Source organism: Micromonospora sp. R311 (assembly GCF_056780015.1).
The window spans coordinates 17723-39826 of record NZ_JBSWCE010000011.1; the positions used below are offsets into that span (position 1 = coordinate 17723).

Here is a 22104-nt window from a genome sequence, read left to right on the forward strand (position 1 = left end):
TATCCGTACAGTGGTCCCCGTCACTGCCTGCCCGGAACCGTAAGGACATCGCAACACCCGCCGCGGCGTGCCCCTGGCTACGCTGGCCCGACGCGAGGGAGGTGCCGGGTGACCCAGCGGGTGCTGGTCGTCGACGACGACCGGACGGTCAGCGACGTGGTCTGCCGCTACCTGGAGCACGCCGGCTACCGGGTCGACCACGTCGGCGACGGGGCCGCCGCGCTGGCCGCGGTCGCCGCGGAGCCGCCCGACCTCGTCGTCCTCGACCTGATGCTGCCGGTGCTGGACGGCCTGGAGGTGTGCCGGCGGCTGCGGGCGCGGCCGGACGGCGTACCCATCGTCATGCTCACCGCCCGCGGCGACGAGGCCGACCGGATCCTCGGCCTGCAACTGGGCGCGGACGACTACCTGGGCAAGCCGTTCTCCCCCCGGGAGCTGGTGCTGCGGGTCCGCTCGGTGCTGCGCCGGGCGGGCGGCGAGCCACCCGGGACGGCGCCCGAGGTGCTCACCGACGGCGGGCTGGAGGTGCTCACCGGCCCCCGGATCGCCCGGTTGCACGGCCGCGAACTGGCGCTCACCCTGCGCGAGTTCGACCTGTTGGCGCACCTGATGCGGCATCCGGCGCGGGCGTTCCGCCGGGCCGAGCTGCTGGAGCGGGTGTGGGGCTGGAGCTTCGGCGACCAGTCGACGGTGACCGTGCACGTCCGGCGGCTGCGGGAGAAGGTCGAGGCCGACCCGGCCGATCCCCGGCGGATCGTGACCGTCTGGGGCGTGGGCTACCGGTACGAGCCGACCGATGCGTGACCTGGCCCTGATCTTCGCGGCGGCGCTCGCCGCGGCGCTCTGCGTCGGCGCCGCCGGCGCGCTCGCCCTGCGACTGCTGCGCGGCCGGTCGATCACCGTCCACATCGTGGTGCTGCTGGCGGTGACCGTGACCGCGGTGGTGGCCGGCGTGGCCGTGGTCGCCGAGGCGATGTTCCTCTCCGCGCACGACCTGGAGGTGGTGCTGATCACCGTCTCCGCCGCGGCGGTGGTCAGCCTCGCGGTCGGTTGGCTCTTCGCCCGCCGGCTCGCCGCCGCCGCGGTCTGGGCCGACCAGGCGCGGGAGCGGGAGCGGCGGATCGAGCAGGGGCGGCGCGACCTGGTCGCCTGGGTGTCGCACGACCTGCGCACCCCGTTGGCCGGGCTGCGGGCGATGGCCGAGGCGCTGGAGGACCGGGTGGTACGCAACCCGGAGACGGTCGCCGAGTACCACCGTCGGATCCGGGTGGAGACCGACCGGATGACCCGGCTGGTGGACGACCTGTTCGAGCTGTCCCGGATCAACGCCGGGGCGCTGCGGCTGTCGCTGTCGGCGGTGCCGCTCGGTGACGTGGTCTCCGACGCGCTGGCCGGCACGGCGCCACTGGCCGCCGCCCGGCGGATCCGGCTGGTCGCCCCGGAGACCGGCTGGCCGACCGTGCTGGCCAGCGAGCCGGAGCTGGCCCGGGTGGTGGGCAACCTGCTGCTCAACGCGGTCCGCTACACCCCCGAGGACGGCACTGTCCGGGTGGACGCCGGACGGGACGCCGACGCCGCCTGGCTGGCGGTGGCGGACACCTGCGGCGGGATCCCGGAGGCGGACCTGCCCCGGGTCTTCGACGTGGCGTTCCGGGGCGAGCCGGCGCGCACGCCGCGGCCGGGCAACGGGCACCCGGCCGGTTCGGGCGGGCTGGGCCTGGCGATCGTGCGCGGGCTGATTGAGGCGCACGGCGGGCGGGTAGACGTACAGAACCTCACCGACGGGTGCCGGTTCGTGGTCCGGCTACCGATCGCGGGAACCTGATCCATCGATCGGTCGTCATATTCATTTCCATACATGTACAACTTTCTTTGGGACGGTAATGGTCATGCCGATTCAGCCGAATGACCGGTACCAGCAGGACACCCAGCGCCTCTGGCGGGCCCCCGAGACCGCCGGACGGTTTCCGGGCCAGCCGCCGTACCGGGGCAACCGGGCCGCCACCGACGCGCTGCCCTGGGGCGAGCTGAACAAGCTGCCGGCCGGCGCCTCCGCCCGCCGCGGCCTCAACACCCGCTGACCCACGTACGGCGACACACCCGGGTGGTCCAGCCGCGGCTTTCGCACACCTGTCGGGTAATTTCTTGTGGTCCGGAATCCCGGCCTACGACAGGAGAAGCTGCGCGCATGGGCAAGAAGACGATCCACGTCTCCGACTTCAGCGGCACGGTCCTGCAGCCCGACGGCGAGGTGGTCCGCGTCGTCGTGCTGGAGCACCCTGACCTGGTGGCCGGGCCCGTGCAACTGGACGCCACGCCGGTCGAGGTGGAGAGCATCGACGACGCCGCGCTGGACGTCGCGGTGGTCGAGATCCACGACCGGCACGGCGGCGGCGAGCCGCGGCGGGTGGTGCTGACCGCGAGCGAGTTCGACGCGATGGCGACCGACGTGCCGATGGCGCAACTGCTCCGGACCGCCGAGCGGGTCCGTCCGCCGAAGGCCCGCCGCGGCGCCGAGAAGCTCGACTACGGCACCATCGAGCACGCGGGCAAGCCGCACCGGGGCCGGGTGACCGAGGAGGAGGCCCGGCTGGTGCGGGAGCGGCTCGACGAGGTCAACAAGCGCCTCGCCGATGCCGGGATCCGCCAGATCGACCCGGCCGACCCGGAGCACGCCGCCCGGTACGGCTTCCCCGCCGCCTCCTGACCGCGACGGTCAGGAGGCCTTCTTCGCCGCGGCCTCGAGCGCCGCGACGAGCGTGGCCTCGGCGGCGGCCTTGTCGACGCCGAGGCCGGCCAGCACACCGCTGCCGTTCTCCAGCTCCAGCAGGGCGAGCAGCATGTGCTCGGTGCCGATGTAGTTGTGCCCCAGCCGGAGCGCCTCACGGAAGGTCAGCTCCAGCGCCTTCTTGCCCTGCGCGTCGTACGGGATCAGGTCGGGCACCTGCGCCGAGGACGGCGGCAGCGCGGCGGTCGCGGCCTCGCGGACCCGCTCCAGCGGTACGCCCTGCGCGACGATCGCCTGCGCGGCCAACGCCTCCGGCTCGCTGAGCAGCCCCAGCACCAGGTGCTCCGGGCGGATCTCGGCGTGCCCGGTGGCCCGCGCCTCCTCCTGCGACGCCATCACCACGTTGCGGGCGCGGGGGGTGAACCGGCTGAAGCCCTGCTGCGGGTCGAGCGGCGTGTCGGCGGCCTTGGGCACGAAGCGCTTCTGCGCGGCCTGCTTGGTCACGCCCATGCTGCGGCCGATCTCCGTCCAGGAGGCGCCGGAGCGACGGGCCTGGTCCACGAAGTGGCCGATCAGGTGGTCGGCCACCTCGCCGAGGTGGTCGGCGACGATGACCGCGTCGGAGAGCTGGTCGAGGGCGTCGGTGTGCGCCTTCTTGATCGCCTCGATCAGGTCGTCGAGCCGGACGGGGTTGCTCATGGGTATCGGATTGGTCATGCGTCAACCCTAAGTTGACGCCGCCGCGCCGTCAACCATTGGTTGACGAAGCCCGGCGCCCGTCCGATCAGCGCCGCCGCGTCGCCTCGATCGAGGGGCCGGGCGCTGGGCAACCGGTCATTCGCGGCGCGCGGCGGCCACGAAGAGCGGGAGGGCGAGGAAGGCCCGGTCCCGCGCGGCCCGGCGCCGCTGGTCGGCCAGCCAGCGCTCCGCCTGAACCGGACCGATCGCGCCGGCCGCGACCGCGGAACCGGCGAACCCGGCCAACACCGGCAGTACGTCCTCGCCCGTGCGCACTCAGGTGTGCACCTCCACCTCGGGCGCCCCGAAGCCGGCGTCCAGCAGCAGGGCGCGGTACCCGCGGGCGGCCCGGGGGCTGGCGACGCGATCGGCCCGGGCGTGCACTACGGCGCGGGTGAGCGCGGGCTGGTCGGAGTCGACGACGACCGTGTCCCAGTCCTGGCCGACCAGCACGATCCGGCCACCCGGAGCGAGCACCCGCCGCGCCTCGGCGAGCGCCCGCCCGGGCTCGGCGAGATCGTGGAGGACCTTGTCCGTCGGGCTGCTCTCCCCCGCCCGGACCGTCGCCGGCCGGCGGCGCTACGGCCCCGCCGACCGGTACCGGATCGCGACCATCCTGCGGGCCAAGAAGGCGGGCTTCAGCCTGGACGACGTCCGCGCCGTGCTCGACGAGCAGGATCCCGCCGCCCGCCGCCGGATCCTGGCTCGGCAGCGCGCCGCCCTGCTGGAGCGGATCGCCCGAGCCCGGGCGTCGCTGGAGATCGTCGACGTGGCGCTGCGCTGCGACCACGACGACCTCACCGAATGCCCGCACTACCGGGCGAGCCTCGCGGCCCGCCTCGACGGGTAGGTCGACGGACGCCGGCAGCGGGGCCCGTTCGCCCGCCCGGCTCCCTCGGCCGGCGGTTCCGGGGGAGCCGGTCAGGAGCGGCCGTCCAGGAGATGGTCGAGGTGCACCGCGGTGCTGATCAGGGACAGGTGGCTGAACGCCTGCGGGAAGTTGCCGATCTGCTCCCCGTCGGGGGCGATCTCCTCGGAGTAGAGCCCGAGCTGGCTGCTGTAGGTGAGCATCTTCTCGAAGGTCAGCCGCGCGTCGTTGAGACGGCCGGACTGCGCGAGGGCCTCCACGTACCAGAAGGTGCACATGCTGAAGGTGCCCTCGTTGCCGGCAAGGCCGTCGGGCGAGGCGGTCGGGTTGTACCGGTAGACGAGACTGTCGGAGACCAACTCGGCGTCCATGGCCCGCAGGGTCGACTGCCACATCGGATCGGTCGGCGCGACGAAGCCGACGGACGGCATGGCGAGCAGCGACGCGTCCAGCACGTCGGTTGCGTAGTGCTGCACGAAGGCCTCGCGACCGGGGTGGAAGCCGCGGGTCATGATCTGCTCGTAGGCGGCGTTGCGCGCGTTCGCCCACCGGATCGTGTCGCCCGGCCGCCCGAGCCGGTCGGCGAGACGGATGGCGCGGTCGAACGCCACCCACGACATGAGCCGTCCGTAGGTGAAGTCCTGGCGGCCGGCGCGGGTCTCCCAGATCCCGTCTTCGGGCTGGTCCCAGTTGTCGCAGAGCCAGTCCACCAAATGGACGATGTGCAGCCAACCCTGGTGGGAGCTTCGCAACCCGCGGTCGCTGGCGAGGTGCACCGCGTTGAGCACCTCACCGTAGATGTCGAGTTGCAGTTGGCTCGCGGCGTCGTTGCCCACCCGCACCGGCGCCGAGCCTCGGTAGCCCTCCAGGTGGTCGAGCACCTCCTCGGTGAGGTCGGGCGAGCCGTCGACGCGGTACATGATCTGCAACGGTGACCGCTCGTCCTTCGCCTCCCGGACCCGGTCGTTGAGCCAGCGCAGGTAACCGCGCGCCTCGTCGGTGAAGCCCAGGCTGAGCAGCGCGTGCACCGAGAAGGAGGCGTCGCGGATCCAGGTGTAGCGGTAGTCCCAGTTACGCTCCCCGCCGAGCTGTTCCGGCAGCCCGGCGGTGGGCGCGGCGATCAGCGCGCCGGTCGGGGCGTACGTCATGAGCTTCAGCGTCATCGCGGACCGCTCGACCATCTCCCGCCACCGGCCGGTGTACTGCGAGCGGGCGAGCCAGCGCCGCCAGAAGTCCCGGGTCTCCTCCAGCAGTGCCCGCGCCTCCTCGGCCGAATAGGGTCGCGGCGGCTCCGGAGACGCGGTGTCCATGACCACGCCTCCGGCTTCGCCCTCGCGCAGCGCGCCGGTCACCTGGACGCCTTCCGTGCTGCTGCGCTTGCGGTCCTGCAGGCCGGGCAGGCCCTCGCCGAAGCGGACGTGATGCACGGTGAGTGAGATCGTGGCACTGCGGAAGACGACGCCGGCCGGGTGGCCCTCCAGCTCGTACGGGTCACGCCCGTAGTTGAACCCGGGCCGGCAGTCGAGCCGGAACGTCATGGCCCCGCGGACGACCCGGAGCAGCCGGACCAGGCGGTGCCGGTCGGTGGCTTGATCTCCGGCGACGGGCATGAAGTCGATCAGCTCGCCCACGCCCTCCGCACTGAGGAAGCGGGTGATCAGGATCGGTGTGCCGGGCAGGTAGAGCTGCTTGCTCCGGTAGTCGACACCGTACGGCGAGATCTGGAGGTGGCCGCCCCTGCGCCGGTCCAGGAGGCCGCCGAAGATGCTCGGCGAGTCGAAGCGGGGCGCGCAGAACCAGTCCAGCGTCCCGTCCTTGGTGATCAGCGCCGCGGTCTGCAGGTCACCGATCAGGCCGTGGGCCTCCACGGCGGGATACCTTTCCACCTGACCTCCCGACCCCCGTCACACCGACCGCGGCGACTACCCGGGGTTCGGCCCCGTACACCTCACCGCGCGGACGGCGCGTGGTCGACGGAGGACAGGCCGAGCCAGGACGCGAGCGCGTCGAGTTCGGCGTGCACGGCGGCGGTCATGGCGGCGGTGAAGCGGACGTCCTGGTGAACGGCGTCCACCCGCAGGACCGAGGCCCGGCGGTCGGCCGTGGCGTCCACCTTGCCGATCAGCCGATCGTGGTGCAGCACGGGCAGCGCGAAGTAGCCCCAGCGCCGCTTCGCCCTGGGCACGTACATCTCCAGGCGGTAGTCGAAGCCGAAGAGCTCGAGCGCGCGCCGCCGGTCGTGGACGAGCCGGTCGAACGGCGACAGCAACGCGGTACGCCCGGCGAACGGCTCGCCGGCCGCCGTGGGGTCGACCCGCCACACGCCGGAGGTGCCCTCCACCTCGACCGGCTCCCCCGCCTCGCCGACCACCGACGGGCGGGCGATGCCGAGGGACCGTAGCAGTCGCTCATCGCGGATCCGGCGGGCCTCCTCCGCCGGGACGACCGGGGTGCCCGCCGGGTAGACCCGCTCGGCCAGGTCCCATCGCCGCTGCCGCCCGACGCGGTCGGAGATGGCGATCTCGCCGCGGGCGGCGAGGAACTCGAGCATCTGGGTGACGTTGCGGTTGTTCGTCCAGCCGGTGGACGGCCAGGGCAGCACACTGCGATCCGGCACGTCGCGCGACAGCAGGGGCCCGGAGTCGCGCAGCAGGTCGAGCACGTACCGGCGGAACGCGTCGTTGGCCCGCAACCAGTCCCGCCGCCGCGCCTCCTGAGGCCAGGCGGCCATCTCCGCCAGGTGGAGCCCGAGGTCGGTCATCGGGCGCACCATGGCGCGGTGCTCGAACAGCGACCGATCACGTTCCAGGGCCCGTTGCAGGTCGGCCGGCCGATATCGGGCGCCGAGCCGGGTCCACGCCACGAGATCGGCGCTCGGTGCCACCGCGGCCGTGGGATCCAGTTGCAGGAACGTCAGCTGCCGCACGACCCCGAGAAGGTCGGCCGGCCGGCGCGCGTCGAGCAGCTGCGCGCGGACCGCGATGCGCCGGGCCGCGGCCCGGGTGAGTCGGGTGGACGACATGTCGCGAGGCTAGTGCCGGTGACCGACAAGCAGCAGCGCCGAAGGCCCGAGCCCGCCCCGCCGGCTACTCCTTCAGGTACCCGGTGGTGGGGTCGATCTGAGCGAGGAAGTCGCGGATGGCCCGCTCCATCTCGGGCAGGCCCATCGCGTCCGGCCCGGAGAGCCCGAAGCCGTAGTCGTGCGGCCCGTTGAGCCAGTCGAAGTCGTACCCGCCGGGCTCCTCGGCCCGGGCACGGACCCGGAAGTCCTGCCCGTCGACCGTGAGCAGGACAGGCTCACCCCGATGTCTGGTGCGCAGGTGCTCGGGTGCCAGCCCCGGCTCCGGCTCGGTTGACATGCCTGCCCCTCTCTCCAGCCCGCCGATCGGGCGGATGCTCCCCGACGATCATCGCCGGCGCCAACCGGGCTGCTCGTGCTGGCGACGCCTGTACGACAGGAGGCCGACTTCGGTCGTAGGCTGCATCTCGCGCGTGATGGACAGGAGGCTGAGGTGGCCGAGACGACGCTGACCGAGACGACGGTGGCCGAGGTGATGGCCGAGCTGGCCCAGCTCGAGGACCCGAAGATCCGCGAGGTGAACGAGAAACACGGTGACGACCACGGTGTGAACCTCAGCAGGCTGCGCGCGCTCGCGAAGCGGCTGAAGACGCAGCAGGAACTCGCGGGCCAGCTCTGGCAGACGGACGACACCGCGGCGAGACTGCTGGCGATCCTGATCTGCCGCCCGAAGGCGTTCGGGCGTGACGAGTTGGACGCCATGGTGCGCGAGGCGCGCACCCCCAAGGTGCACGACTGGCTCGTGAACTACGTGGTGAAGAAGAATCCGCACTCCGAAGAGCTGCGCCTGGCCTGGTTCGCCGATCCGGATCCGGTGGTCGCGAGCGCCGGTTGGGCGCTGACGGCGGAACGCGTGGCGAGGAAGCCCGAGGGCCTGGACCTCGCGGGACTGCTCGACGTCATCGAGGCGGAGATGAAAGGCGCCCCGGATCGCCTGCAGTGGGCGATGAACCACTGCCTGGCGCAGATCGGGATCGAGCACGCCGAGCACCGCGTCCGCGCACTCGACATCGGTGAGCGCCTGGAGGTGCTCAAGGACTACCCGACTTCCCCGGGCTGCACGTCTCCGTACGCGCCCATCTGGATCAACGAGATGGTGCGCCGACAGCACGACACGTAGGAAGGTCCCGGCCGACCTGGCTCGGGCGGGAGGCGGTGTCGGATGCGATCCGGAATCGCCTGCCTCGGTTGCCGTCAGCCTCGGCGTCGGGCCGACCCGGGCGGTGAGGGTTCCTCACCTGGGTGTTTCCGCTCTCTCATCGTGTCCCACGCCACGACCCCGGCCAGGACGACGACTGCGGCGAAGGTGGCGAACAGCGGCGGCAGGCGGACCATCACCGGCGTCAGAGCGGCAAGCGCGAGGAGTCCGATGACCCGGGACGCGGACACCCGGGCGAACACCTCGTACTCGAGGCGGGACCGCCCGACCAGGAACAGCGCGGGCCCACCCAGGATGACGGCGAGCCACAGCGGATCCTCGTGGAGAACCGGATGATGGATGACCAGTGCGTGGCCGACGCCGGTGGCGAGGATGCCGGTCACGATGATCAGATGGGTGTGGAACGCAGACCGACCGAGGCGGGCTGGGCTGGGGATGGCCTCGATGGCGGCGGGCAACACCGCCCCAGCACGGTGGAAGTAGATTCGCCACATCAGGATCGTGGTGGCGAAGGACACGACGCTCGGCACCACCCGATCGGGGGTGAACTGCTCGGCGAACGTGATTCCCGTGAGCAGGATCGTCTCGCCGAGCGCGATCACGATGAACTGCTGAAAACGCTCGGCGATGTGCTCCCCGGCGAGCTTCCAGTCGTCGATACGGGTGCGGCCAAGTCCCGGAACGGGCCAGCCGTTGACGAGTCCCGTGTAGTCCAGCGCCACCGCCAGCGTCCACAGAACCCCTCGAGTGGTGCTCTGCGGGAAGAGAACCGCCCCGGCGATCCAGGGTACGGCGGATACCGCTGCCCAACAGAGCGCCCGCGCGGGGCTGTGCCGTTCCCGGTCGTACCGGCCGAGCAGGAGCACGACGGGCTTGCCGAGTTGGATGGTGACGTAGGTGACCGCGAAGACCACGGCTCGATCGCCGGTCGCAAAGGGCAGCGTAACGGCCATGATCATGGTGCCGAACATGACCAGGACGCACACGAGCCGGATCGCCCATTTTTGCGGATCGAAGGCGCTGGTCACGATCGCCGCGCGAACCCAGGTCAACCAGAGTGCCAGCAGCAACAACGCCGTCTGACCGAATTCCGGCAGAACGACCTGCCGCTGAGTGCTGAAATCTACGATCAACCGCTCCGAGATCCGGGTGAGCGCGAAGACGTACACCAGGTCGAGAAGAAGCTCCCCCTCGCGGTCACGGAGCAGACCACGCAAGCCACCGACCGTCATCGTCCGCCCGTTTCGTCCGCCCCGCGCCACCTGTCGACGCAGTCGTACCACGCTGGTCAGGGCCTCCGACGGGGATAGGCGGAACCCTGGGCGGCTGACCGGTGCGCTGCTACACCCTCCCTCGGCGAGGTGCCTGAACGACTCGGCGTCTCGCGGCAAGCGGTCACTCGCCTCGAAACGACATCTGGCCACCCACCCCGAGGGAGAGACAGACGGCGTCCCACTCAGTCCGCCCGTTGCGAGCCTGTCCCTAGCGCCCGAGCACCCGACGAGCAGCCACCGAGCCCTTTCATCGTGATTGGCCTGGTCACGGTGGTCGCGGCGCAGAGGGCGTGTCGACATAGGACGAGGCTCCCGGTAAGACAGGCGCGGTGAGCAGACCGATGGCCAGCCAGACCACGGCCGCGAGGAGCACCCACCACCAGGAAGTCACCGTTGACTCCGGCTGGCGGTTCGCGGCGACGGAACCATGCCGATTGTTACCCGGACGGTGAACCGGTGACCCCGCCGCCGGTGGGTGCGTCATGAAGGTGCCGCCGCAGGCGTTTGTCGATCGCCACCACAACTGCCGTCGCGACGCCGATCGCGAAGATGCGAAGCCACGCCTCCGCTGACAGGGGTGCCGTGCTGAATATTCGGTTCATGAAGGGTAGATAGGTGATGGCGAGTTGACCGGCCACCTGCGCCGTCACGCCTACCACGATCCACCGGTTGGACAGCAGACCGGCGCGCCAGATCGGCTGACTGAGCGATCGGCAGCTGAACAGGTAGAAGATTTCAACTACGACGAACAGGTTGAGCGCGGCCGTTCGTGCCTCGGCAACCGTTCGTCCGGTCTGCTGCTCCCACTCGAAAAGCCACGACGAGCCGGCCACGAGAAGGGCCGCCACCAGTAGCACCCGCACCATCAGGGCACGGGTCAGCAGGGGGCGAGCGGGGTCACGCGGGGGTCGCCGCATGACGCCGGCCTCCTTCGGTTCGAAGGCGAGCATCAGACCGAGAAGCACGGCGGTGGTCATGTTGATCCACAGAATCTGGGTGGGCAGCAGCGGCAAGGTGGCCCCCAGCACGATCGCCACGAGCACCACAAGGCCCTCGCCGAGGTTCGTCGGCAATGTCCAGACCAGGAACTTGGTCAGGTTGTCGAACACGCCGCGGCCCTCCTCCACCGCGGCCTCGATGGTGGCGAAGTCGTCGTCCGTGAGCACCATGTCGGCCGCTTCCTTGGCCACCTCCGTGCCTGAGCGCGCCATGGCCACGCCGATGTCGGCCTGCCGCAGAGCGGGCGCGTCGTTGACTCCGTCGCCGGTCACCGCCACCACGTGCCCACGGTGCTGGAGTGCCTTCACCAGCCGCAGCTTCTGCTCGGGAGAGACCCGCGCGAACACCGCGGCCTCTTCCACCACTTCCGGAAACCGCCCTTCGGGCAACGCACGCAACTCCTCGCCGGTCAGCACCCGGCTCTGCTGCCCCACCTCGAGCACTTTGAGCTGGGTGGCGATAGCGGCCGCCGTCGCCGCGTGATCGCCGGTGATCATCTTGACGCTGATGCCGGCGGAGTGACAGGCCTGCACGGCGGGAGCGGCGGCGGCCCGTAGTGGGTCGAGCATCGCCTGCAGGCCGGTGAATACCAGGACGCCGGGCAGTGAATCCTCGTGGAACTCCCTCGACTCCTCAGACCGCACGGCGGTGGCCAGGACCCGCATCCCTCGACGAGCCAGGTCTTCCGCCGCACGCTGTATTCGCTCTTCGTCCAGCGGGCAGCTCGACCCGTCGGCCCGCATGGCAGCCCGGGACATCGACAGGAGCTTCTCGACGCTTCCTTTGACCAGACCGATGGGCCGGTCGGAGTCGCGGTCGTGGTGCAGGGTAGCCATGTACTGCCGCTCGGAGCTGAATGGGATCGTCTCAATGCGCGGATATTGGGCAGTCACCTCCTCCTGGCCGAGGCCGCCCTTGGCCCCGACGACGAGCATCGCCGCCTCGGTGGGGTCCCCGACCAGGGTCCACTTGCCATCCTGCCGGCTGAGGCGGGCGTCGTTGCAGGCGACGCCCGCAAGCAGGCAGCACCGCAGCGCTTGGCTGGCCGTCGCCTCGGCAGCCGTCTGCTTCTCGTTGCTCACCTCACCCTCGGGCGCATGTCCGGCCCCGGTGACCGAGTACTCGCCGTCGAGCGTCCAGACCGCGCGTACCGTCATCTGATTCTCGGTCAGGGTGCCCGTCTTGTCCGAACAAACCACTGTGGTGCTGCCAAGCGTCTCGATGGCAGGCAGCCGGCGGATCACCGCCCGGCGTCGGGCCATGCGAGCCACTCCGATGGCCAGCGTGATGGTGACCGCGGCCGGTAATCCCTCCGGGATGGCCCCCACCGCCAGGGCGACCGCTGCCGTGAACACCTCGACCGTATCCTGCCCCCGCAGCAGCCCCACCCCGAAGGTGACAGCGGCGAGCACGAGGATGGCGACCGTTAGCACCTTGCTGAACCGGGCGAGATTGCGGGTCAGCGGCGTCGCCAGCACCTCCGCAGCCCCAACCAGCCGATGAATCTGTCCAAGTTCGGTGCGGGCGCCGGTGCCGACCGCGATGCCCGTCGCGCTTCCCGCCGTGACCAGGGTCCCTGAGTAGGCCATGTTGCGCCGGTCGGACACGGGGGTGATCTCGGGCAGTTCCGCCTCGTCCTTGGCCACCGGGACCGACTCGCCGGTCAACGCCGACTCGTCAATCCTCAGTTCATCCGAACGCACGACCCGCAGGTCAGCCGGCACCTTCGCACCCGGCTCCAGCTCGATCAGGTCGCCCGGCACGAGGTCCTCCGAGGGCACGGACCGCGACTGGCCGTCACGGATAACCCGCGCCTCGGTACGTACCATCGAGCGCAGGCCGCTTAGCGCGGCCTCGGCGCGGGACTCCTGCACGAACCCGATGGCCGCGTTGATCAGCACCACCGCGAAGATCACCACGGAGTCGACGAACTCCCGCAGCAGAGCCGTCACTGCGGTCGCGGCCAGCAGCACATAGATCAAGGGATGGTGGAACTGACCCAGGATCCGACGCAGGACGCCAGCCCCGCCGCCGGTCGGCAGCACGTTGGGCCCGTACTGCCCCCGGCGGCGCCGGGCCTCGTCGCCGCTGAGCCCCCGCTGCGGATCGGTCTCGAGAAGAAGCACCACCTCGTGAGCCGACATCTCGTGGTGCGCTTCATCGCGTGACTCGGCCACACCCTGGGAGCCCACCCATCACTCCTGACTGCACCAGACACGGCACGGGCGGTCCCGGTCACCAACCAGGGTCGGGATGGCAAGCCGATTAGGTCCAGGCCGGTCGAGGCCAGGGGCGCGGCTCGATCCACGGACGCCGCCATGAGAACCGCCCAAGTATAGGCAGCTTGAGCACACCGCCACGGACCATTCCGGCTGCCCTACGCCGACGGAGCGACATCGTTTTCTCCGACCTGTTGGGGTAACCCGCGTGGGAGTTCGGCGCCGGGCTGGCGTTCGGCGCGCTTCCCGCCCGACTGCGGCACAAGATGTGGGTGGGCCCGCTCTACGGCATGGGTCGCGGTGGCGAGCTTTCCGATGCCACGCCGGGATTGAGCGCTTCACGGGACCGCCGAGGACGAAGACAGGAAGGCCGAGAGAATGACAGCTACCGCTCCGGCACCGATCGTGGCCGGCGTGGACGGTTCGCCCGAAGCGGCGCGGGCGCTGCATCAGGCTGCCCTGGAAGCCTCCTGGCGGGGCCTTCCGCTGCGGGTGGTGCACGCGTTCATCTGGCCGCTGTTCAACGTGCCACTCGATCAGCCCGAGTTCGGTCCACCGGATAGCGGACTGCGCAACCAGGCTGAGCGGATCGCGCGTGGCGCTGCCGAGCAGGTGCGGACCGAGGTCCCGGGCGTCAAGGTGTCTACGGTCGTGTCTGACGGGGACCCGGCACCGGTGCTGATCGGTGAAACCGAGGCGGCGAAGATGGTGGTGATCGGAAGCCGCGGGCTCGGTGGCTTCAGCGGTCTGCTGCTCGGGTCCGTAGCGATGCAGGTCACTCCCCATGCTGCCTGCCCCGTACTCGTGGTACGCGGAGAGCCCGCCGTCGGCGGGCCGGTCGTGGTTGGCGTCGACCGCTCCCCGCACAGTGAGGTGGCTGTCGGTCTCGCCTTCGAGGAGGCACACCTGAGACGAGCGACGCTGCGGGCGGTCACCGCGGGTGGCGAACTTGGCCCCCCGGCCGCCCGAATGCTCGCCGAGTCACTGACCGGGTGGACCGACCGATACCCCGAGGTCCGGGTGGAGCAGCTACAACTCACGGACCCACCAGCCGCGGCGCTGGTCCACGCCGCCCGGGACGCTCAGCTCGTCGTCGTCGGCGCGCGCGGCCGGGGCGGCTTCACGGGACTGCTGCTCGGTTCGGTCAGCCAGGCCCTGCTGCACCATGCGCCCTGTCCCGTCGCAGTCGTCCGTGACAGCACCGGCGGTTCCCCCGCTGCGAGATCTGCCATCGAAGCCGGCGCTCGGCAATAGGAAGGCACACGCCCCGTCGAGCCCGGCACCACTGGGGCACCTGCTTCTCCGTCGGCAACCGAGGCGGCGCTTGCCGCGCCTTCAACAGCGGACTGCAACCAAGCCGCCGCGGGCGGCGCATCCGGTGTTGAAGGAACCATGCCCGTTGCCCCGATCCAGCGGATGCCGCTCGATGGTCCGCCAGGGTACCCCCGCTCCGCGATTTCGCCGTCTGCCGCAGGTACTCCTCCACTTCACGTTTGCAAAGCCGGGTCGACTCGGTGGCCGCCCTCGATCAAGAACCAGACGAGCCGTCAGTCCGGCTCGGGGCCAGCGGCTTCCGGGTGAGAGGTACCGAAACGTCGCTCTCGCCGCTGAGGACGTGCGCCGTCTCCTCGATGATCACGGTGACCGGCGGGGCGGTGGTGGGCAGCGCACGCACCGAGATGAGGTCGTGACTGCAGTGGATGCGGAGCCAGTGCCCGCGATAGCGCAGGTCGAAGTCGAGATGGGCGAGGGTGTGCGGTAGTTGCGGATGGAGGCCGAGCGCGTCCCTGCGGACCTCCAGGCCGGTGTAGCAACGTTGCACGATGTCTGCGGTACCCGCCATCGCGCCGAGATGGATCCCCTTGCGGGTGGTGCCGGGCTGGGTGTCGGCGAGGTCGGCGGCGAGTGCGTCGCGCAGCAGGTGCCAGGACTGGGAGCGCCGGGTGCGCGCAAGCACCCAGGAGTGCACAACCCGGCTGAGGCTTGATCCGTGCGTGGTCCGGGCCAGGTAGTGGTGGACCGTCTCCGGGATCGTCGCGGGGCGGAAGTCGTAGCCGAGCCGGTGCAGAAGCGCGGTCACCTCCTCCGCGCTGAAAAGGTAGAACAGCATCAGGACGTCAGCCTGTTTCGACGTCTGGTAACGGTTCGGGTGGTCGCCCTCGGCCTCCAGGATGAGGTCGAGGCGCCCGATGTCGCCGTACCGGTCGCGGTACGGCCGAAGGTCGAGTTCGTCGAGGTGGGCGAAGCCCTCGAACTGGCTGAGCAGCCCGTTGGGCAGGAAGGGGACGTGCAGCCGCCGGCTGATGTGGCCCCAGCGGGCTATCTCCTGCTCGTCGACGGCGAGGCGCCGCCACAGGTCATCGGTGTGGTGCCCGCCCAGGATCCGGTAGGCGTCCACCGTCCGGGCGAGAGCCCAGGCAGTCATGACGTTGACGTAGGCGTTGTCGTCGATACCTGATCCCGGCCCGTCGGGATACCCGTCGTGGAATTCATCCGGGCCCATCACGCCGCGGATGTGGTAACGGTCGTCCCGCGGGTCGTGCTCGGCGACCGAGGCCCAGAACCGCGCGATCTCGACGAGCAGTTCGGCTCCGTACATCGCCAGGAAGTCGATGTCGTCGGTGACCTGGTAGTACTGCCAGACGTTGTAGGCCACGGCGAGACTGACGTGGTACTGCCGGCGGGAGTTGTCCGGCATCCACCGCTGTGATAGCGGGTTGTGGAAAAACTCGGGTGTCTCCTCCCGGCCGTCGCTGCCGCTCTGCCACGGGAACAGCGCACCGGCCAGGCCCAGTGCGCGGGCGAGTCGGCGGGCCTGGGCGAGCCGGCGGTACCGGTAGAGCAGCAGGGCCCGGGTCAGTTCGGGGGTACGCAGGTTGAGCAGGGGGAAGACGAACAGTTCGTCCCAGAAGACGTGTCCCCGGTAGCCCTCACCGTGCAGCCCACGGGCGGGCACGCCCGCGTCGGCGTCGGCGGTGTGGCCGGACAGGGTCTGCGCGACGTGGAACAGGTGCACGTTGAGCGCCAACTGCTCCCGCACCAGGTCGTGGCCGCCGAGACGAAGGTGGAAGCGTCGCCAGAGATGTTCCCACGCCAGGAGGTGCGCGTCCCGCAACGCGGGGAACTGAGGCGCGTCGCTTATCTCGCCGCAGGCGGCGCCGAGCGGTTCGGAGATCGCCCGGTCCCGGGAGGTGTACATGGCGACGGTCTTGTCGATCGTGACCGGCGTTCCCGAGGTCATGTGGAGCTGGATCTCGTGCCCGACGTGTCCGGGCCCGCCGACCTGGTGCTCGGAAGCTGACCCGTCGTGCGGGTGGAGCGTGAGGCGGGCGGCCTGGGCTATCCGGATCCGCGACTGCGTGGTCCGTACGGTCAGCCAGCAGACGTCCCCCTGGTATCCGGTGACGCAGTCGACCAGGTGGTGCCGGGCCAAGGCGCCGTACTCGGCGACGTTGTCGTTGGTGACCCGGGCGTCCAGAAGACTCCGCACGTACAGCGGCCCCGACCAGTCCAGGGCCGTGATCGTCGTACGGAGGCAGGCCAGGTGCGGGCGATCAATCGAGACGATCCGCTCCTGGACCGCGCGGGTACGACGACCGTGCGGGTCCCGGATCACCATCTCCCGCCGTTCCGTGCCCTGCCGCAGATCGAGGGCGACATGACGGTGGAGGACCTGGAACACCGAACCGGAGAACCAGGGCCCGCCCGGGTGACGGAACGTCAACGTCAACCAGTTGGGCAGGTTGACAATGCTCTCGTCGACCCGGCGGCGACCGTCGACGTCGGAGACCAGCCGATTGTAGAGCCCAGCGATGTAGGTGGCCGGGTAGTGGACGCCGTCGGCGGTGGCCTCCGGCGCCGCGCCCCGCGTCATCTGGTAGCCGTTACCCAGCGCCAGCAACGCCTCCCGCGTTCCCTCCCGGGCGGGGTCGAAGCCCTCGTAGGCCAGCAGCCACTCGTCACAGGGCAGGTGACAGAGCCGGCACGGATCCTCACTCATCGGGTCCCGCCCGGTCCCACCGGGCGACTTCGTGACGCCCCATACCGGGCCCACCCGAACTCAGGGTCGCGGTGCTCCGGCCAGCCCCACCGGCCGGGTGCCCGCGGGTCGGCGCGCCCACGCCGCACCCAATCGAACGCGGTGCCGCCGGTGGGGTCAGACCCCGGAACACGATCACGGCGGCGACGACCAGGTAGCTCAGCGACCCGGGGAACCACATCAACGACGCACCCAGCTGCTGGTCCTCCAACGGCGTCAGACCCCAGTCTCCGGCATGGTGACCGTCGTACCACGACCTGGCGCTGAACGTGAGTAGGCCGGCGAGCACGGAGGTTGGCAGCATCGCGGCTATCACCGACAACAGCGCGGCCGGAAGGCTGATGCGCGGACGGCGGCGGAGGGTGACCGACCAGAGCACCGCGCCGCTGCCGAGAAACAGCGCGTGTTCGGCGACGTGCGCCACCTCCCACCGCAGTGCCAGTCCGTACGGACCGGGAAGGTGCCACAGCCACCAGGTGCCGGCGTGGACTCCGGCCGCCGCGGCGCCGATCGCTCCTCCGGATCGCAGCGGGCGGGGCGTCCAGCGCCCGGGAAGGAAAACCCGGCGAACGGACCTCGGCAGCGCACTGCCGATCACCAAGCCGCCTCGCCCCAGGATCAGCAGCGGCGGCGCGACCAGCGCGAGCAGCTGGTGCTGCACCATGTGTACCCAGAACAGGTCCTCGGCCACCACGTCGAGGGGCCCGACCAGGGCGGCCGCGAGCACCAGGAGCCCGGCGTGAAAACACCGGACCCGCCAGCGCGGCAGCATTGCCGGCCCGGACCGGAAGGCCGCCAGTTCGCCGCGTCCCCGGGTGTACAACAGCCCGGTGGCGACCAGGGCGAGCACCGTCGCGGGATCGACCTGCCGCCAGGAGGCGGCGGTGGCATGGGCCAGGACGGCGGCTTCCCCGCTCAGCATGGACGCACCGGCGCCCCGAGCACGGTTCGGACTCCTCGTCCGGATGGCGGCGGAGCCGCCGGCGTGCCGAACCCCGCGCTGCCCCGTGCCTGGCGCGTCATCGGGTGCCAGCCAGCAACCGGCGGACCTCGGGGGCGGCGGAGTGGTCGGCGGCCACGTCCAGGAACCGGCGCAGGGTCGCCCGGGCCTCGGCCTCGCCCGCCTCGTGCTGCAGCATGCCCAGCAGAAGCAGCGCCTCGGCGTGCTCCGTGTCGCGGGTGAGGACCTCCCGCAGCAGTGGGCGGGCCCGTTCCGCCTGGCCGGAACGGGCGTAGGCGAAGGCGAGCCGGAACATCGCGGCGGAGTCCGTCGGATCGAGCCGGACCGCGCGGTCGTAGGCCTGGGCGGCCTCCGTCAGCCTCCCGCGGTGCTCCAGCGCCCGTCCCAGCGAGAACCAGGTGCTCCCGTCGTCGGGGGCGGCGCTGGCGGCGGCGGACAGGACCTGGAGTTCGCCGTCGCCGGTCGTCGCCGCCGCAGGACTGGCCGGCTGGTCGCGTGCGCGCTGACCGGCCGCGGCGATCCCGACGGCGACGGTGACGGCGACGACCGTGGCCACCAGCAGGGCGCTCCGGACGGAACGGCCCGGGGGGACGACGTTCGTCTCGGACGCGCGGCCAGCCTGCCGTACCGCCGGTCCGGATCTCCGCCGCCGGGCCCAGCGGGTCACGGACAGCACGGCAAGCGCCAACGGCACGAACGCCACCGGCAGCCACCACAACAGCAGCCCCAGCCCTCGGGCCGGTGGTTCGAGGAGGATGGCCGGCCCGTACCGGTCGACGAACCAGCGCTGGATCTCGTCCGGCTCCCGCCCCGCTCGCATCTGCTCGCGGATCGTCTCCCGGAATCCTCGGGCCATCGGGGCCTGCGAGTCGGCCGCCGACTCCCCGACGCACTCCGGGCACCGGACGGTGGCGGCGATCGCCCGTACCCGGGCGTCCTCGTCGGCGGGATCCGATCCGGCCACGGCCGCCCGGTGCAGCCCGGCGGCGAACAGCAGCAGCGCGCCGACGGCCAGCAACCCGAAAAGGATCCGCCTCAGGGTAGGAGGGGTCCGACGGACGCTTCCAGCCATGCCCACGTCACCTCTCCCTGATGCCGCGCGGCGACCCGGCCGCCACGGTCGACGACGACGGTTTCGGGGATGCCGCGCACGGCCCAGGCGACCGCGTGCCTCCCGTCGGGGTCTGACACGACGGGCACCGCCTCGGCGGCCGCCTCGCGCAGGAACCGCCGCGCACTCTCCGGCCGATCGGCGGTATTGAGGCCGACGACGCGCACCGCCGGGTACCACCGCTTGAGGGCGGCGAGCAGCACCGGAAACTCCCGACGACAGGGCTCGCACCATGACGCCCAGACGGTGACGACCACGATGTGGCCATGCAGCGTGGCGAGATCGAAGAACGTTCCGTCCAGCCCGGTGCCGGCCAGCGGAGCGGCCAGGCCGTCCCCGGTCGTGGCCGGGGTACCGACACCAGGGCGCAGACCGTGCGCGAGCGGGACGGTGGCGACCAGCCCTCCGCCGGCGGCCGCCGCGACGAGTACCGCACGACGGGTGAACAGCGGACGGCGTCCGGTCACCGATCCACCTCCTGAACCAGCCGGCGCGCCGCTCCAGCGTCGCGGTTTCGGGACGCCGTCGTGGCCCGCCGTGGCCAGGCAGCCAGGGCGGTGCCGGCCAGCAACAGCCCGGCCGCGCACCACAGCACCCCCATCAGGCTGTTCACGGACACCCTGAGCAGCGCCCTCCCCGCCTGCGGATCGGCGGACAGCAGGGTGATGTACACGTCCCGCGTCAGCCCGGTGTCGATCGCCGGGGTGGCGACGACCATGCCGTGGCCGGGGAAGAGCGCCAGTGTGGGAGACAGGGTGCGTGCTGGGCCGTTCCCCGAACGGACCTCCAGCCGCGCCGTGGCCCTCTCCTGCCCCTCCGTCACCCGCGAGTCCAGCCCGACCAGCCGGATCGTCACCCCGCGCAACGTGGCCGTGCCGTCGACGGCGACCTCCCGCTGCTCAGCGGGCGGGTCGGCGCCGGACACCACGACCGCCAACGCCGCGATCGCGACGGCCAGGTGTGCGACATGCGCGCCGATGGCGCGTCGGTGGCGGCGCGCGGCCCGCCACACGCCGGCCCGACCACCGCCGGCCAGCCGCGCGACCAGGGTTGAGACGACGATGGCGGCCAGCCCGCACATCACCACCGCGCTCGGCGGCTGGCTCCCAGTCAGACCCACGAGGCCGGCGACAAGGCAGGCGCTGATCGCCGGTGTCCCGGCCCGGCGGGCCAGCCTTGCCAGCGGATCCCCCTGCCAGGCCAGTAACGGGCCGACCGCCATCAGGGCCAGGACGGTGAACGCCAGCGGGGCCAGCGCCTGGTTGTAGTACCCGGGGCCGACCGTCGTCTCGGCACCGGAGAGCATCTGCTGCACGATGGGGAACAGGGTGCCGACCAGAACGGTGGCCGTGACCGCGGCGAGGAGCAGATTGTTGCCGACGAGCGCGCTCCGACGGGACAGCAGGGAGAAGCGCGGGCCGGCCCGCAAGTCCCGGGTCGGTTTCCCCACCTGCCCTTTCAGCTGGTCGCCCCGGAGGGCGAGCAGCGCTAACCAGCCGACCGTGGTGGCGGCGAGGAAGACCAGCAGCGGGGGTCCGATGCTGGACTGGGTGAAGGCGTGCACGCTGCCGACCACGCCGGACCGGGTGAGGAAGGTACCCAGGATCACCAGGGAGAACGTCAGGGCGGCCAGGCCGACCGCCCATCCCGTGAGGCCCCCGCCACGCCGCTGGGCGAGCAGCGAGTGCAGCAGCGCCGTAGCGGTCAGCCAGGGCAGCAGCGAGGCGTTCTCCACCGGATCCCACGCCCAGTAGCCGCCCCACCCGAGGACGGCGTACGACCACCAGGCACCGACCGCGATGCCAGCGGTGAGTGCCGCCCAGCCCAGCAGCGTCCAACCGCGGACGACGCGCACCCATCCCGCTCCGGCGCGGCCGGTCACCAGGGCCGCGATCGCGTACGCGAACGGCACCGTCAGCCCGACGTAGCCGGCGTAGAGCAGGGGCGGGTGCACGCCCATCGCGGGGTGGCTGCGCAGCAGCGGGTTGGGTCCCGGCCCGTCCGGCGGTACCGTCTCCACCCCTTCGAAGGGGTTGCCGGCCAGCAGCACGAGGCCGAAGAAGAACGCGGCGGTCGCGGTGAGTACCGCCATGGCGGGCGGGTGCAGGCGCGGTTCAGCTGCCGGCGGCCGGCGGAACGCCAGCACCACCACGGCGCCCAGGCCCAGCAGCCAGAGCAGCAGCGAGCCCTCCAACGCGCTCCACAGGCTGGTGACCGTGTAGTACAGCGGCACGTCCCGGCCGCCGTGCTCGGCAACGTACCGCACGCTGAAGTCCCGGCTCAGCAGCGCCCACTCCAGGAGCAGGCAGGCGGCCAGGGCGGCGGCGGCGAGCGCGTAGGTGGCCGAGCGTGGCGGCTTGCGTTGCCCGTTGCGGGAACGGGCCGCCCAGCCGGCCGTGGCCACCAACGCGGCGACCGTCCCGAGGCCGAGACAGGCGGTGCCGAGTAGCGACACGGTCATGGGCGGTCGGTGGCGGGCCGGTACTCGTTGTCGTGGTTGGCGATGACGCGCTGGGCGTGCAGGATGCGGTCGGTGTCCAGGATCCCTTCCACGACGGCGCCGCGTCCCTCGCCGAACATGTCGGGCAGCCCGCCGTGGTGCAGGACCTCGATGTCGGCGGCGCCGTCGGTCAGCCGAAGCCGCGTCGCCGTTCCGGCAGGGTGGACGGACCCCGGCACGACGGTGCCGCCGACCCGGAGATCCCGGTTCACCGCGACCTGGCCCGCGACGATCTCCGACGGTGTTCGGTAGTACACCAGGCTCTCGTCCAAGCCCTTGACGGCGAGCGCGGCCACGCCCGCGACCACGGCGGTGACCACCAGAAGAGCGGGGAGTCTGATCCGGCTCATGTCCGCTCCCGGCCGGACCACCAGACGTAGCCGGCCCAGACCGCTGCGGTCAGGCCGTACCCCAGGCCGACGGCCAGCC

21 protein-coding genes are annotated in these 22104 nt (G+C 71.4%); 7 read left to right on the forward strand and 14 right to left on the reverse strand.

Translation table 11 applies throughout. The annotated features are described in order from the left end of the window. The first annotated feature begins 108 nt into the window (after positions 1–108). From AC1WTP_RS11495 to AC1WTP_RS11510, 4 genes are all read left to right on the forward strand, one after another. Positions 109–804 carry a response regulator transcription factor gene (locus AC1WTP_RS11495; protein WP_481649209.1) on the forward strand — a complete coding sequence of 232 codons (696 nt, stop codon included), beginning with the start codon at positions 109–111 and terminating at the stop codon, positions 802–804. Further along, positions 797–1825 (forward strand): sensor histidine kinase, encoded by a 1029-nt coding sequence (locus AC1WTP_RS11500; protein WP_481649210.1) that lies wholly within the window; start codon positions 797–799, stop codon positions 1823–1825. The genes AC1WTP_RS11495 and AC1WTP_RS11500 overlap by 8 nt, the downstream gene beginning before the upstream one ends. Before the next feature lie 64 nt (positions 1826–1889). Next, a complete protein-coding gene (locus tag AC1WTP_RS11505) occupies positions 1890–2081 on the forward strand; it encodes a DNA repair protein (RefSeq protein WP_481649211.1) in 192 nt (63 codons plus the stop codon). Positions 2082–2188: 107 nt separating this feature from the next. Beyond that, a complete protein-coding gene (locus AC1WTP_RS11510; RefSeq protein ID WP_481649212.1) occupies positions 2189–2707 on the forward strand; it encodes a hypothetical protein in 519 nt (172 codons plus the stop codon). A gap of 9 nt (positions 2708–2716) precedes the next feature. Here AC1WTP_RS11510 and AC1WTP_RS11515 read toward each other — a convergent pair whose 3' ends face one another. From AC1WTP_RS11515 to AC1WTP_RS11525, 3 genes are all read right to left on the reverse strand, one after another. Further along, the gene (locus AC1WTP_RS11515; protein WP_481649213.1) at positions 2717–3445 is read right to left on the reverse strand and encodes a Clp protease N-terminal domain-containing protein; all 729 of its coding nucleotides are present in this window, start codon (positions 3443–3445) and stop codon (positions 2717–2719) included. A 117-nt stretch (positions 3446–3562) separates the two neighbouring features. After that, positions 3563–3742, reverse strand: a complete 180-nt coding sequence (locus AC1WTP_RS11520) for a hypothetical protein (protein ID WP_481649214.1) — start codon at positions 3740–3742, stop codon at positions 3563–3565. Next, positions 3743–3943, reverse strand: coding sequence for a hypothetical protein (locus tag AC1WTP_RS11525; RefSeq protein ID WP_481649215.1), 201 nt, complete (start codon positions 3941–3943; stop codon positions 3743–3745). It lies immediately after the preceding gene. Positions 3944–3995: 52 nt separating this feature from the next. Here AC1WTP_RS11525 and AC1WTP_RS11530 point away from each other — a divergent pair, with 52 nt between their 5' ends. Beyond that, positions 3996–4316, forward strand: coding sequence for a MerR family DNA-binding protein (locus AC1WTP_RS11530; RefSeq protein ID WP_481649216.1), 321 nt, complete (start codon positions 3996–3998; stop codon positions 4314–4316). Between the two features lie 71 nt (positions 4317–4387). On the opposite strand, the gene AC1WTP_RS11535 is transcribed toward AC1WTP_RS11530, so the two are convergent. The 3 genes from AC1WTP_RS11535 to AC1WTP_RS11545 all read right to left on the reverse strand — a co-directional run bounded on the left by AC1WTP_RS11535 (position 4388) and on the right by AC1WTP_RS11545 (position 7693). Next, positions 4388–6220, reverse strand: a complete 1833-nt coding sequence (locus AC1WTP_RS11535) for a glycoside hydrolase family 15 protein (protein WP_481649217.1) — start codon at positions 6218–6220, stop codon at positions 4388–4390. A 62-nt stretch (positions 6221–6282) separates the two neighbouring features. Further along, positions 6283–7356: a DNA glycosylase AlkZ-like family protein gene (locus tag AC1WTP_RS11540; protein ID WP_481649218.1), complete on the reverse strand. Its 1074-nt coding sequence runs from the start codon at positions 7354–7356 to the stop codon at positions 6283–6285. A 64-nt stretch (positions 7357–7420) separates the two neighbouring features. After that, positions 7421–7693 (reverse strand): hypothetical protein, encoded by a 273-nt coding sequence (locus tag AC1WTP_RS11545; protein WP_481649219.1) that lies wholly within the window; start codon positions 7691–7693, stop codon positions 7421–7423. Between the two features lie 153 nt (positions 7694–7846). On the opposite strand from AC1WTP_RS11545, the gene AC1WTP_RS11550 reads away from it, so the two are divergent. Continuing rightward, entirely contained in the window at positions 7847–8533 is a 687-nt protein-coding gene (locus AC1WTP_RS11550; RefSeq protein ID WP_481649220.1) for a DNA alkylation repair protein, read from the forward strand. Between the two features lie 74 nt (positions 8534–8607). Here the strand turns inward: AC1WTP_RS11550 and AC1WTP_RS11555 are convergent, their stop codons facing one another. Then, on the reverse strand, positions 8608–9804 hold the full coding sequence (locus AC1WTP_RS11555) for a low temperature requirement protein A (protein WP_481649221.1): 1197 nt from the start codon (positions 9802–9804) through the stop codon (positions 8608–8610). Between the two features lie 479 nt (positions 9805–10283). Next, a complete protein-coding gene (locus AC1WTP_RS11560; RefSeq protein ID WP_481649360.1) occupies positions 10284–13022 on the reverse strand; it encodes an HAD-IC family P-type ATPase in 2739 nt (912 codons plus the stop codon). A 420-nt stretch (positions 13023–13442) separates the two neighbouring features. Here AC1WTP_RS11560 and AC1WTP_RS11565 point away from each other — a divergent pair, with 420 nt between their 5' ends. Further along, a complete protein-coding gene (locus AC1WTP_RS11565; protein WP_481649222.1) occupies positions 13443–14318 on the forward strand; it encodes a universal stress protein in 876 nt (291 codons plus the stop codon). A gap of 274 nt (positions 14319–14592) precedes the next feature. Here AC1WTP_RS11565 and AC1WTP_RS11570 read toward each other — a convergent pair whose 3' ends face one another. The 6 genes from AC1WTP_RS11570 to AC1WTP_RS11595 all read right to left on the reverse strand — a co-directional run bounded on the left by AC1WTP_RS11570 (position 14593) and on the right by AC1WTP_RS11595 (position 22025). After that, positions 14593–17064: a glycoside hydrolase family 65 protein gene (locus AC1WTP_RS11570; protein WP_481649223.1), complete on the reverse strand. Its 2472-nt coding sequence runs from the start codon at positions 17062–17064 to the stop codon at positions 14593–14595. Then, a complete protein-coding gene (locus AC1WTP_RS11575) occupies positions 17057–18025 on the reverse strand; it encodes a cytochrome c oxidase assembly protein (protein ID WP_481649224.1) in 969 nt (322 codons plus the stop codon). The genes AC1WTP_RS11570 and AC1WTP_RS11575 overlap by 8 nt, the downstream gene beginning before the upstream one ends. A 97-nt stretch (positions 18026–18122) precedes the next feature. Continuing rightward, complete coding sequence (locus AC1WTP_RS11580; protein ID WP_481649225.1) at positions 18123–19082, reverse strand: cytochrome c-type biogenesis protein CcmH; 960 nt, start codon at positions 19080–19082, stop codon at positions 18123–18125. 17 nt (positions 19083–19099) lie between these two features. Beyond that, on the reverse strand, positions 19100–19642 hold the full coding sequence (locus AC1WTP_RS11585) for a TlpA family protein disulfide reductase (RefSeq protein WP_481649226.1): 543 nt from the start codon (positions 19640–19642) through the stop codon (positions 19100–19102). Next, positions 19639–21636: a heme lyase CcmF/NrfE family subunit gene (locus tag AC1WTP_RS11590; RefSeq protein ID WP_481649227.1), complete on the reverse strand. Its 1998-nt coding sequence runs from the start codon at positions 21634–21636 to the stop codon at positions 19639–19641. Before AC1WTP_RS11590 ends, AC1WTP_RS11585 begins: the two co-directional genes overlap by 4 nt. Continuing rightward, positions 21633–22025 (reverse strand): cytochrome c maturation protein CcmE, encoded by a 393-nt coding sequence (locus AC1WTP_RS11595; RefSeq protein ID WP_481649228.1) that lies wholly within the window; start codon positions 22023–22025, stop codon positions 21633–21635. Before AC1WTP_RS11595 ends, AC1WTP_RS11590 begins: the two co-directional genes overlap by 4 nt. Positions 22026–22104 lie beyond the last annotated feature (79 nt).